The sequence below is a fragment of the Salipiger abyssi genome, assembly GCF_017311415.1.
Lineage (GTDB): Bacteria > Pseudomonadota > Alphaproteobacteria > Rhodobacterales > Rhodobacteraceae > Salipiger > Salipiger abyssi_A.
This window is the reverse complement of record NZ_JAEKIS010000012.1, coordinates 1-11,213: the sequence shown is the minus strand read 5'-3', so window position 1 is coordinate 11,213 and position 11,213 is coordinate 1. Positions and strand designations below refer to the sequence as shown.

General features: G+C 64.6%; 11 protein-coding genes and 1 tRNA gene. 8 read left to right on the top strand and 4 right to left on the bottom strand.

Going from position 1 to position 11,213, the window contains the following annotated elements:
* The first annotated feature begins 1 nt into the window (after window position 1).
* Genes I6N89_RS16280 through I6N89_RS16260 form a run of 5 tightly spaced genes read left to right on the top strand, consistent with a single transcriptional unit; the run spans window position 2 to window position 5,186 of the window.
* A complete protein-coding gene (locus tag I6N89_RS16280; protein WP_207019478.1) occupies window positions 2–829 on the top strand; it encodes an ABC transporter permease in 828 nt (275 codons plus the stop codon).
* On the top strand, window positions 826–1,602 hold the full coding sequence (locus I6N89_RS16275; protein ID WP_207019477.1) for an ABC transporter permease: 777 nt from the start codon (window positions 826–828) through the stop codon (window positions 1,600–1,602). Before I6N89_RS16280 ends, I6N89_RS16275 begins: the two co-directional genes overlap by 4 nt.
* Window positions 1,595–2,554 carry an ABC transporter ATP-binding protein gene (locus I6N89_RS16270; protein ID WP_207019476.1) on the top strand — a complete coding sequence of 320 codons (960 nt, stop codon included), beginning with the start codon at window positions 1,595–1,597 and terminating at the stop codon, window positions 2,552–2,554. Before I6N89_RS16275 ends, I6N89_RS16270 begins: the two co-directional genes overlap by 8 nt.
* On the top strand, window positions 2,554–3,435 hold the full coding sequence (locus I6N89_RS16265; RefSeq protein ID WP_207019475.1) for a nucleoside hydrolase: 882 nt from the start codon (window positions 2,554–2,556) through the stop codon (window positions 3,433–3,435). The genes I6N89_RS16270 and I6N89_RS16265 overlap by 1 nt, the downstream gene beginning before the upstream one ends.
* A complete protein-coding gene (locus tag I6N89_RS16260) occupies window positions 3,432–5,186 on the top strand; it encodes an adenine deaminase (RefSeq protein WP_207019474.1) in 1,755 nt (584 codons plus the stop codon). Before I6N89_RS16265 ends, I6N89_RS16260 begins: the two co-directional genes overlap by 4 nt.
* 4 nt (window positions 5,187–5,190) lie before the next feature.
* On the opposite strand, the gene I6N89_RS16255 is transcribed toward I6N89_RS16260, so the two are convergent.
* Window positions 5,191–6,348, bottom strand: coding sequence for a M20 aminoacylase family protein (locus I6N89_RS16255; protein WP_207019473.1), 1,158 nt, complete (start codon window positions 6,346–6,348; stop codon window positions 5,191–5,193).
* A gap of 45 nt (window positions 6,349–6,393) precedes the next feature.
* On the opposite strand from I6N89_RS16255, the gene I6N89_RS16250 reads away from it, so the two are divergent.
* Window positions 6,394–7,053, top strand: coding sequence for a phosphoribosyltransferase (locus I6N89_RS16250; protein WP_207019472.1), 660 nt, complete (start codon window positions 6,394–6,396; stop codon window positions 7,051–7,053).
* 10 nt (window positions 7,054–7,063) lie between these two features.
* Here the strand turns inward: I6N89_RS16250 and cobO are convergent, their stop codons facing one another.
* Window positions 7,064–7,675, bottom strand: coding sequence for a cob(I)yrinic acid a,c-diamide adenosyltransferase (gene cobO, locus I6N89_RS16245; RefSeq protein WP_207019471.1), 612 nt, complete (start codon window positions 7,673–7,675; stop codon window positions 7,064–7,066).
* A gap of 375 nt (window positions 7,676–8,050) precedes the next feature.
* Window positions 8,051–8,127: transfer RNA gene (locus I6N89_RS16240), tRNA-Met, on the bottom strand.
* A gap of 331 nt (window positions 8,128–8,458) precedes the next feature.
* On the opposite strand from I6N89_RS16240, the gene I6N89_RS16235 reads away from it, so the two are divergent.
* Entirely contained in the window at window positions 8,459–9,061 is a 603-nt protein-coding gene (locus tag I6N89_RS16235; protein ID WP_207019470.1) for a DUF2589 domain-containing protein, read from the top strand.
* Window positions 9,062–9,073: 12 nt separating this feature from the next.
* Window positions 9,074–9,721 carry a DUF2589 domain-containing protein gene (locus tag I6N89_RS16230; protein ID WP_207019469.1) on the top strand — a complete coding sequence of 216 codons (648 nt, stop codon included), beginning with the start codon at window positions 9,074–9,076 and terminating at the stop codon, window positions 9,719–9,721.
* A 17-nt stretch (window positions 9,722–9,738) separates the two neighbouring features.
* Here the strand turns inward: I6N89_RS16230 and I6N89_RS16225 are convergent, their stop codons facing one another.
* The gene (locus tag I6N89_RS16225) at window positions 9,739–10,665 is read right to left on the bottom strand and encodes an HNH endonuclease (RefSeq protein WP_207019468.1); all 927 of its coding nucleotides are present in this window, start codon (window positions 10,663–10,665) and stop codon (window positions 9,739–9,741) included.
* Window positions 10,666–11,213 lie beyond the last annotated feature (548 nt).

Here is an 11,213-nt window from a genome sequence, read left to right as displayed (position 1 = left end):
CATGTTCGAGGACAAACGCACAGGTCTCGCCCTGGCCTTGCCTGCGGCGGTCTTCGCCGCGGCGCTGTTTCTGCTGCCGGTGGGGATTCTGCTTTCCGAAGGCTTTCGCAATGCCGACGGCTGGTCGCTGGCGCCTTATGTCGAATTCTTCGCCAGCGGCCGCAACCGCGTGGTGTTCCTGCGCACGCTGAAACTGGCGGCGCTGGTGGCCGGGGTTTCGGCGGTGATCGGCTATGCCACCGCCTTCGCCATCGTCAGCCTGCCGCCCGCCTCGCGCGGACGGGTCTTTGCGCTGGTCACGCTGCCGCTGATGATCTCGCCCGTGGCGCGCACCTATGCCTGGCTGGTGATCCTCGGGCGCACCGGCTTCGTCAACCAGATGCTGGTGGGAAGCGGGTTGCTCGACACGCCGCTGCGGCTGCTTTTCACCGAAACCGCCGTGTTCATCGGCCTGCTGCAACTCTTCCTGCCGCTGATGATCATCAGCCTGGTCTCGGCGATGGAGAACATGCCGCGCGACGCGGTGCCCGCCGCGCGGGTACTCGGCGCCAACTGGTTTCAGGTCTTTGCCCGGGTCATCCTGCCACTCACCCGCGAGGGGCTGGTGGTCGGCGGCACGCTGGTCTTCACCGGTTCGATGACCGCCTATATCACCCCCGCCATCCTCGGCGGCGCCAAGGTGCTGATGCTGGAGACGCTGCTCTATCAGCGGGTCACCGTGGCCAACGATTTCGCCTCGGCCAGCGTGATCGCCATGATCCTCATGGTCATGGCCTTCTCCGCCAACCTGCTGCTCAAGCGCCTCGCCACCGCAAGGAGGGCCCGATGAACCGTCTGCCGAGCTGGGTCGTCCTGACCCTGACCCTCGCCTTTCTGATCGGGCCGTTCCTGATCATCATCGCCGCCGCGCTCTCGGCGGGCAATTCGCTGGCCTTCCCGCCGCAGGGACTGTCGCTCAAGTGGTTCATCAAGGTCTTTACCATCGAGAGCTTCCGCGCTTCCTTCGGCGTATCGATGTTCCTCGCGGTGGGCGGCACGCTGGCGGCGCTGGCGCTGGGGATCCCCGCCAGCTACGCGATGACCCGCTACCGCGTGCCGGGGGCCGAGGCGGTGCGGCTCATCGTGTCCTCGCCGATCATCGTGCCGGGCATCATCGTCGGCCTCGCGCTGCTGCGCTATCTGGTGCTGCCCACCGGACTGGGCATGCTGACGGCGCTGTTCCTCGCCCATACGGCACTGGTTCTGCCCTATGCGGTGCGCGTGGTCTCGGCCTCGATGGAGAACCTGCGCACCGACATGGAAGAGGCGGCGCTGATCCTCGGCTGTAACCGCTTGCAGGCGGTGACCAAGGTGGTGCTGCCGAACATTCGCGGCGGCATCCTTGCCGCGTTCATCCTGGGCTTTGTCACCTCGTTCAATCAGGTGCCGGTCTCGCTGTTCCTGTCGGGGCCGGGTATCCGCACCCTGCCCATCGACATGATCGCCTATATGGAAATCAACTACGATCCGTCCGTGGCGGCGCTCTCGGCGCTGCTCGCCTTCCTCTCCATCGGCATCATCCTCGCCGCGGAACGGTTCCTGGGGTTCTCGAAATATGTCTGACTACGTTGCGCTCGACGGGCTCACCCTCGCCTATGGCAAGACCGTTGCCGTCGAAGGGCTCGACCTCTCCATCGCCAAGGGCGAGCTGATCACCCTGCTGGGGCCCTCGGGCTGCGGCAAATCCACCACCATGCGCGCCATCGCCGGGCTGATGACGCCCAGCGCCGGGCGTATCGTGATCGACGGGCGCGACGTCACCCGCCTGCCGCCGTCCAAGCGCGAGGTCGGGCTGGTGTTCCAGAGCTATGCGCTGTTTCCGCATCTGACGGTCTATGAAAACGTGGCCTTCGGGCTGCGGCTGAAATCGGCACCCGATCTCGACGCAAAGGTGCGCGACGGGCTCGCCACCGTCGGGCTGTCCGACTTTGCCCAGCGCGCGCCGCGCGATCTGTCGGGCGGGCAGCAGCAGCGGGTGGCGCTGGCCCGCAGCCTGGTGATGGAACCCAAGGTGTTGCTGCTCGACGAGCCGCTCTCCAATCTCGACGCGCGGCTGCGGCTGGAAATGCGGATGGAGCTGCAACGGGTGCAGAAGGAAACCGGGATCACCATGGTCTTTGTCACACACGATCAGGCCGAGGCGCTGGCGCTGGCCGACCGCATCGTGCTGATGCGCGACGGCGCCATTGAGCAGACGGGCACGCCGGAAGAAATCTATTCCGCGCCGGTTTCGGGCTTTGCCGCCGATTTTGTCGGCTTCGAGACCATTCTGCCCGACGGCGCGGGCGGCGGGCTGGCCTGGCGCCCCGGCGCGGTGGTGCTGGGCAGCGGCCCCAACGAGGGCAAGGTGCGCGGCACCGCCTTTGCCGGCGAGCGCCGGGAATACATCCTCGAAAGCCCACTCGGCACGATCAAGGCCGATACCCCCGCCGGCGCCGCGCCGCTGGAGATCGGCCAGAGCGTCGCCTTCGACCTGCCGCGCGAGCGCGCCGCGCATCTGGCGCGGCTCGACTAATGGGGATCTGGATCGACACCGATATGGGGGTCGACGACCTCTTTGCGGTGCTGATGCTCGACGGCACACTGCCCATCGACGGCATGTCGCTGGTCTTCGGTTGTGCCGAGCTGGCTTCGGTGCGGGCCAATGCGCTCGACGCGGCCAACGCCTATGGCTGGACCTTCCCGGTGACCGAGGGCGCCGATCGCGCACTCTCCGGCACGATGGAAACCGCCGCGCGCATCCTTGGCTCCAGCGGCCAGCCGAGCCGGGGGCTGCGCCTGCCTCGCGCGGTGGATCGCTCGCTGACCCGCGCGCTGACCGGGCTGATGACCTGGCTGGAATGGCACGAGCAGGCAGAGATCCTGGCCTTGGGGCCGCTCACCAACCTTGCCTATCTGGCACTGGCCCGGCCCGACCTGCTGCCCCGCATCCGCCGCATCGTCTGGATGGGCGGCTCGGTCGGGCGCGGCAACCACACGCCTTATGCCGAGTTCAACGCCATTGCCGACCCGGAAGCGCTGGCGCTGCTGCTCGCCCGCGAGGTGCCGCTGGTGATGGTCGATCTCGAAGCCTGCCGCAAGGTGCAGGTGACCGAGCCCGACCTCGCCCCCCTGCCGCCGATCATGCACGACCTGATGGGCGGCTATCTCGATATCGGGCTCAGCCGGGGCCGCCCCGGCATGGCGCTTTACGATCCGGTTGCTGCGGCGCTGCTGCGCGCGCCCGAGCTCTTCACCCTGAGCCATGTGGAACTGGTGACCGAGCTCGCCGATACCGAGCGCCGTGGTCAGACCCGCGTCACCCCCGCCACCGGCACGCCCTGGCAGATCGTTTCCGATCTCGACGCGGATGCGGTGCGCGACCTCTGCCTCTCCGCCCTGAGGGATCCGTCATGAGCCTTTCCGAACCGCAGGATCTCAACGATGCCGCGTTGCGCGACCGCGCCATTGCCGCCGCGCGCGGAGACGCGCCCTTCGATCTGCTGATCCTCGGCGGGCAGGTGGCCGATACCGCGCTGGGAGAGATCCGCGCGGCGGATATCGGCATCGTGGGGCCACTCATCGCCTCGGTCCACGCGCCGGGCACGCGGGCGGATGCGGCGGAGACGCTCGACGCAAACGGCATGATCGTCACGCCGGGGTTGATCGACACGCATATGCATGTGGAAAGCTCCATGGTCACGCCCGAGACCTATGCCGCCCATGTGCTGCCGCGCGGGGTGACGACGCTGATCTGGGATCCGCATGAATTCGCCAATGTGGCCGGTGTCGAGGGGCTGGACTACGCCGCGAACGCCGCCGCCAATGCCTGCGCCCGCATCCTGCCGCTGGTGCCCTCCTGCGTGCCCTCGGCGCCCGGCTACGAGACGGCGGGGGCGGATTTCGACGGCGCCACCATCGGTACGCTGATCGAGCGGCCCGACATGCACGGGCTGGCGGAGGTCATGGATATGGGCGCGGTGATCGCGCGCGCGCCCCGGATGCGCGGCATCCTTCAGGCGGCGCTGGCCTCGGGCAAGCCGCTCTGCGGCCATGCGCGCGGGCTGACCGGGGCGGAGCTTCAGGCCTTTGTCGCGGCGGGGATCTCGTCGGATCACGAGCTCACCTCCGCCGAGGATCTGATGGAAAAGCTGCGCGCCGGGCTCTGGATCGAGCTGCGCGGCTCGCACGACCACCTTTTGCCGGAGATCGCAACGCGGCTGGCGGGCCTGCCGCACTGCCCGCCGACGCTGACGCTCTGCACCGACGACACCTTCCCCGACGATCTGGCGCGCGAGGGCGGGCTCGACGACATGCTGCGGCGGATGATCCGCTATGGCCTGCCGCCGATGCGGGCGCTTCAGGCGGCAACGCTGAACGCGGCGCTGCGTCTTGGCCGGAATGATCTGGGACGCGTGGCGCCGGGAAAGCGCGCCGATCTGGTGCTTACCCGTTCGCTGGAGGCGTTTCACGCCGAGCATGTCCTGTTCAACGGCGCAGTCCCCGAGCCCACGGCCCCCCTGCCGCTGCCCGAGCGGCTGCGCGGCAGCATGCGCCTGTCACCGGTCGCGCCGGAGGATTTCGAGATCGTGGCGGAGGGCGCCGAGACGCGGCTCGCCACAATCGACCGGCCGCGCTTTACCCGATGGGGCGAGATCGCAGCCCCGGTCAACGACGGCAAGGTCGTGCTACCGCAGGGCGCCACACGCATCGCCGTACTGCATCGTCACGGGACTACCGAGCCCACGCCCAAGGTCGGTCTGCTGACCGGCTGGGGCGACTGGCGCGGCGCCTTTGCCACCACGGTCAGTCATGACAGTCACAACCTAACACTCTTCGGCACCGATCCGCGCGATATGGCCGCCGCCGCCAATGCGCTCATCGCCTGTGGCGGCGGCATGGCCGTGGCGCAGGGCGGCGCGGTCACGGCATTGCTGCCGCTGCCGGTGGCGGGGCTTGTCTCGGACGCGCCGCTGGAGGAGGTGGCGGAGGGGCTGGTGGCGCTGCGCGCGGCGATGGAGAACGTGGTCGACTGGCAGCCGCCCTATCTGGTCTTCAAGGCGCTGGTAGGCGCGACGCTGGCCTGCAACAAGGGCCCGCACCAGACCGATCTCGGCATTGCCGATCCGCAGGCGGGCAAGCTTCTGGCCTCGCCGGTGCTGGGCTGAGCGCTCAGCCCCGCCGCGCCGCCTCGCGCACCAGTTCCACCCAGAACGCCACGCCGGTGGGCAGCGCCGCATCGTTGAAATCGTAACCGGTATTGTGATGCAGCGCGCCGTCGCGTGCCGGCCCGTTGCCGAGCCAGACATAGGCCCCCGGCGCCGCCTGACCGAAAAAGGCGAAATCGTCGCCCGCCGTGGAGGGCGGAAAATCCGTGCGTACCGACCCCGACACCCGCCGCGCGGCGGCCAGCGCAACCTCGGTTGCCGCCGGGTCGTTCACCACCGGCGGGATGCGGCGGATGAACGTATACTCCGCCTTCAGCCCGTGCGCCTCGGCTATGCCCCGCGCCAGCCGCCCGATCCCCGCCTCGAGCTGGCCGCGCACCTCTTCGGTATAGGCCCGCGCGGTGCCGCCGATCTCGACGATATCGGGGATCACGTTCAGCGCACGCGGGTCGCCTGCCTGCACCGAACAGGCGCTCACCACCGCCGGCTGCAACGGATCGACGATGCGCCCGGTCACCGTCTGCAAGCCGGCAAGGAACTGCCCCGCCGCCGGCAACGGATCGCGGCCCAGATGCGGCTTGGCGCCATGGGTGCCCTCGCCCACCAGACGCAGCGTCCAGCTGTCGGAACTGGCGAGCTGTGGCCCCACCACCACCGCCATCTCGTCGACCGCCAGCCCCGGCATATTGTGCAGCCCGAAGACCATGTCGCAGGGGTAGCGCTCGAAAAGCCCTGCTTCGACCATGGCCTTCGCGCCGCCGCGCCCCTCTTCGGCGGGCTGGAAGATCAGATGCACCGTCACGCCCTCGGGCGGCGCCTTGGCCAGAACCTCCGCCGCGCCGAGCAGCATCGAGGTATGGCCATCATGGCCGCAGGCATGCATCTTGCCCGGCACGGTGGAGGACCAGTCACGCCCCGAGGTCTCGGGCATCGCCAGCGCATCCATATCGGCGCGCAGCCCCACCGCCTTGCCGCCGCCGCGAAGCGTGCCGACAACGCCGGTGCCGGCAATGCCGGTCTCGGTCTCATATCCCAGCGCGCGCAGGCGCCCGGCCACCAGCGCTGCGGTCCGGTGTTCCTCGAACCCCAGCTCGGGATGGGCATGCAGATCGCGGCGCAGCGCGGTCAGGGCGGCAAGGTCGAAATCCGGTGGCATCGTCATAGGGGCGATGCTAGCCTCTGACTACCCCCCTGAAAAGGCGCAAGAATGCAGCCTCACGAATTCTGGCAGGATTTCGAGCCTGGCCCGCCCCCACCGCCTCCCTGGCAGCATCGCTTCCCGGCGCAGATGCCTGACGGACGGCTGCTCTGGCTGCCCATCCGTCCGCTCGGCGACAGCGGCACCGGCATTGCCTCGCTGATACTCAACCAGACGAGTTTCACGGTCGAGGCGGCGCTGGCAGATCATCTCGCCGCGCGGCTCAAACCCTATGCGCCGGATGTGGTGATCGGGCTGCCGACGCTGGGGCTGGGCCTTGCCCGCGCGGTGGCGGCGCGGCTGGGTCATATGCGGATGGTGCCGCTCGGCACCTCACGCAAGTTCTGGTACGACGAGGCGCTGTCAGTGCCGCTGAGCTCGATCACCAGCCCGGGCGCCACGAAGCGGCTCTATCTCGACCCGCGCATGCTGCCGCTGCTCGACGGCGCGCGGATTGCGCTCATCGACGATGTGGTCAGCTCCGGCGCCTCGATGCGGGCCGGGCGCGACCTGCTGGAGATGATCGGCCGGGCGCCCGTGGTCACGGGCGTGGCGATGCGCCAAACGCTTCGCTGGCAGGAGACGCTGCGCGGCGCGGCAGTCGAAGGCGTGTTCGACACGCCGCTGCTCACACGCGCGGGCGCCGACTGGCAGCCCGCTTCGGGCTAAGCGCCACCGCTCAGAACTCCACCCCGGCCTGCGCCTTCACCCCATCGCGGAACGGGTGCTTGACCAGCGACATCTCGGTCACCAGATCGGCAAGCTCGATCAGCTCGGGTTTGGCATTGCGGCCGGTCAGACAGACATGGGTCATCTCGGGCTTTTCGGTACGGAGGAACTCCACCACCTCGCCGATCTCCAGATACTCGTGGCGCAGCGCGATATTGATCTCGTCGAGCAGCACAAAGCGGATCTCGGGATCGCGGATCAGCGCCTTGGCACGCTCCCATCCGGCCCGGGCGGCGGTAATGTCGCGCTCACGGTCCTGCGTCTCCCAGGTAAAGCCCTCGCCGGAAACCACAAAAGTGCAGAGATCGGCACAGCGCTCCTTGAGAATGCGCCGTTCGCCGGTGTCCCATGTGCCTTTTATGAACTGCACCACGGCACAAGGCATGCCATGCCCGACACAGCGCATGATCATACCGAAGCCCGAAGACGACTTGCCCTTTCCGGATCCGGTATGGACGATGACCAGCCCCTTCTCCTCGGTTTTGGTTTCCATCATGCGGTCACGCGCGACCTTGATCTTGCGCATCTTTTCGGCGTGACGGGTGTTCTGCTCGTCGCTCACGGTGGAAATCTCCTTTGAGAAGGGGCATGTCTTGCGGCGCGGGAGCGGCGCCGGGCTCCTTATTGACAGCTTGCGCCTCGCCAGGCCAGCCCCGCCCTTCGACGGCCCAGCACAGGCAGCGCACCCATGATCAAGCCGGGGCAGCTGCTCTTCATCCAAAATCCCGATGTGGTCTGGCGCCTGATCGCGGCGCCCACCTGTCCCGACCCTGCGAGCTATCGCGATCATGGATCGAAACCCGTCATTGGCATTGCCAACGGCCCGCGACGTCATCCCGGCACTGGCCGAACTTCGTTCCGACAACGGCGCACCCGGCCATGGGCGCGGCTGCGGAATACCCGACAAAACGGAACAATCTAAAGATATTCAGAAGACTGGTTGCGGGGGTAGGATTTGAACCTACGACCTTCAGGTTATGAGCCTGACGAGCTACCGGGCTGCTCCACCCCGCGACAGTGGGGCGTACGTAACGGGCTTTGCGGCGGGTTGCAAGGGGCAGATGCACTCTTTGTAACCGTTATTTGAATTCGACAGAAAATTTTCTCAAGGCGGGCTCAAGGCATGTTTTTCTGCGCCATCCGAGGACAGATTGTTCCTTTCTTTCTGACCGGTTAGGCGGTTTCGTCAGCGCGAGAGCCGTAGCGTCGCGCGGATCACCTTCGCATGACTTCTCGGCGAGCTCCGGCCGGCGCGACACCCTTGATTGCGGCGCGATGGTGAATTCTTGTGTTGGTGGTGGCGACTTTACGTGATTACATTTCCGAAATTTGTTCGGAGTTTTCGTTGAGTCATTCGCTTCAGACATTGTTGGAAGGCATTTACGCCTCTGTGCTCGAGGCCCGGCGCTTTGTGAACCTCCAGCATCTTCAGCTCTTCCAGTCCTATTTCGAAACCAAGGTGGTCAAGGATCGCGCCACCGGTGAGGATGTCGAGGTCTATGTGCCGCGTCTTGTTGCGATGGCGACGAGCCGGGGCGTCGGGACGCAGGAACACTACGATATCGTCGAGGCGCCGGCGATCACGCTCGTCCCCATGTCGACGCTGAATATCGACACGCTGGAGATCGAGTTCGAGGCGAAGCTCGCTAGCTTCGAAATCAAGCCGCACGAAGACAAAGACGACGAACAGGAAGACGAAAAAGACGAACAGGCAGAAGAGCCCGAAAAGGCCGAGGCGGAGGAGGACGACACGTTCACTATCATCCGCCGCACGATTGACGATCTTTTCGACACCGCCAGCGAAATCACGGTCATGACCAAGGGCGACAGCTTCGAATCCAGCGCCTCACCCGCCAAGGTGAAGGTCACCTTCAAGATGACCAACCCGCCGGAGGGTGTCGAACTCATTCAGGAACAACTGCTCGATTATTTAAGATCATCATCCTAAAGGGGGACCCCCATGGCGAAGGCACCTGCAAGCAACGGCGACGGCAATGGTTCGGGCGGAGGCGGCGGCACCGAAATCGGCAACGAGCTGAGCGGGGTTCCCTTGGAATATCTCATCGGCGCGCCGCTGGCCGCCGCGATCAAGGCGCAGAAACAGCTGGGCCATGAGATGATCAATTTCATCAATATGCTGGCCTATGGCAAGGAAGGCGCCACCGGCAATGCCGGCAACAAGACCGTGATGACCCTGCCGCTGGAGCTGGAGCGCCCGGTAACCGAAGCCGACGGGTCGATCTCGACCCATAAGGTCACCGTAGCACCGCCCGTGTTGGGCCTGGTGCCGATTCCGTCGCTGCTGATCGAGTCTGTCGACATCAATTTTACCATGGAAATCAATTCGGTGACCGGATCGAAGGAAAATCTCGATACGGAGACCAACGTCAACGCCAAGGTGGAAGGCGGAGGGCTGTTCTACAGCGGCAGCCTGGAGGTCAGCGGCAAGGTGGCGACGCAACGCGAGAACACGCGCTCGACCGACAAATCGGCGAAATACGACATCACGGTGCATGCCAGCCAGCAGCCGCCGACGGAAGGCATGGCACGGTTGATGGATCTTCTGGCGAGTGCGGTCGAGCCGATTTCGACCACGAAGTCCGGCTGAGAATTCCTTTCTTAACCTCAAAATCCGAGGATCGTGTGGATGTGACGCTGCGCTGCATCGGCAAGATCCTCGCAAATCTTGTCGGCGGCCGGCAGGTTCTGCTTTTCCCTCTCGTCGATCAGATCTTGCAGCAGACCCAGCGTCAGGGCTCTGCTGTTGCGGCTGCCGTTGCAGGAACGGCAGATCGCAATCAGGTTGTCGTTATATTCCTTCTTGTCGAAATATTTCGTGGCGCTGCGCCGAATGGCCTTGATGTGCTCGATCTGGAACGCGGTATCCATGAACAGCCCGAGACAATACAGACAGATCCGCAAATCCTTTTTCTGAGTAACTGGCTGTTTGTAGGCATCCTGAAGCTCCTGGACCTGCGCTTCACCGATTTGGTTTCGAAGATTTGGCTTTCCGCCGATCTTGTTGCGAATGAGGACATCGATATTTTCCGCCACTTCGGCGGAGGCAAAACGAAGCGCGGCTGTTACCGATGGCTTCGCTCCCCGCTCCGTATAATCGCGTCTCTCCTTCATGTCGTATATCGAAAAACTCGGCGACACCCCGGAGCTGCCGCTGCTGACCGCGCGCTCGGCCGTTGTTTTCTTCAGCATCAGGTCACCGATCAGGAACCTTCGTATCGCAACCGGCTGGGTCCGCGTCGCCTGCATCGTTTTCTTGAGCGCCTCGTATTTTTTTTTCGAGGCGGAATCGCGCGCGCTCTTGATCAGCCGGTCGAGGTAAGACGGGGTTTTGCCGACTGCTTTGTCCGGCATCTTTTTCGATTTTCTGTTGTTGCAGAGCCGGCAGACGCAAACAAGATTTTCCGGATCCCAGTAAAGCCGGTTCACCTCCGCCGTCATTTCGGCCAGCGAGGCGCTGTGTGCCTGGCTATAAAGCTTATACATATGAGCAAGAATATATTGTCGCACCGGAATAATGTGATCGATTTCCATCGACCTCGCCTCGGTGTCCCCGTCGCAGTAGGGGCAGGTTACAAAGGCTGTCGAGTAATTCAGTATCGGAAGTTTTTTAATGATATAGGCGCGCGTATCCTTTTCGAATCCGCTGGCAGACAGGGAAAACTCTTCATCGCGAAGCTCTCGGTACCTTACCGCCTCCACCTCCCGGAGGTCTGCTTTGAACCGTCGGACCAAGTGCGTGTTTTTGTGATTACATTTTTTGCACACAGGTTCTGTCACCTCTGGGATCACCCTGACCGGCCGCGAGGTGCCGGCTTTACAGCTTCCAAGAGTGATGGAATGTGGGGGCTGTCGCAAACGTTTTCGCGACACGGTGCTTTCATGTTACCGGTCGGGTTGTGAGTTTGGTTAACGAAGGATCTGGCGGGATGTCGGGGATGTCGGAACGCAAAAAGGCGCCCTTTTGGGCGCTTTTTTTGTGTTTTTGGTATTTGAACGTATTGAGAGATGATTTTGGTATTTACTAGGTTTGGCGGTGACCTACTCTCCCACGACTTGAGTCGCAGTACCATTGGCGCAAC

Excerpts from the sequence above, each read along its gene's own strand:
- I6N89_RS16270 (WP_207019476.1), top strand. The coding sequence starts at position 1,595 with ATGTCTGACTACGTTGCGCTCGACGGGCTCACCCTCGCCTATGGCAAG.
- I6N89_RS16255 (WP_207019473.1), bottom strand. The coding sequence starts at position 6,348 with ATGACGATGCCACCGGATTTCGACCTTGCCGCCCTGACCGCGCTGCGC.
- I6N89_RS16265 (WP_207019475.1), top strand. The coding sequence starts at position 2,554 with ATGGGGATCTGGATCGACACCGATATGGGGGTCGACGACCTCTTTGCG.
- I6N89_RS16275 (WP_207019477.1), top strand. The coding sequence starts at position 826 with ATGAACCGTCTGCCGAGCTGGGTCGTCCTGACCCTGACCCTCGCCTTT.
- I6N89_RS16280 (WP_207019478.1), top strand. The coding sequence starts at position 2 with ATGTTCGAGGACAAACGCACAGGTCTCGCCCTGGCCTTGCCTGCGGCG.
- I6N89_RS16250 (WP_207019472.1), top strand. The coding sequence starts at position 6,394 with ATGCAGCCTCACGAATTCTGGCAGGATTTCGAGCCTGGCCCGCCCCCA.
- I6N89_RS16230 (WP_207019469.1), top strand. The coding sequence starts at position 9,074 with ATGGCGAAGGCACCTGCAAGCAACGGCGACGGCAATGGTTCGGGCGGA.
- I6N89_RS16225 (WP_207019468.1), bottom strand. The coding sequence starts at position 10,665 with ATGGAAATCGATCACATTATTCCGGTGCGACAATATATTCTTGCTCAT.
- I6N89_RS16260 (WP_207019474.1), top strand. The coding sequence starts at position 3,432 with ATGAGCCTTTCCGAACCGCAGGATCTCAACGATGCCGCGTTGCGCGAC.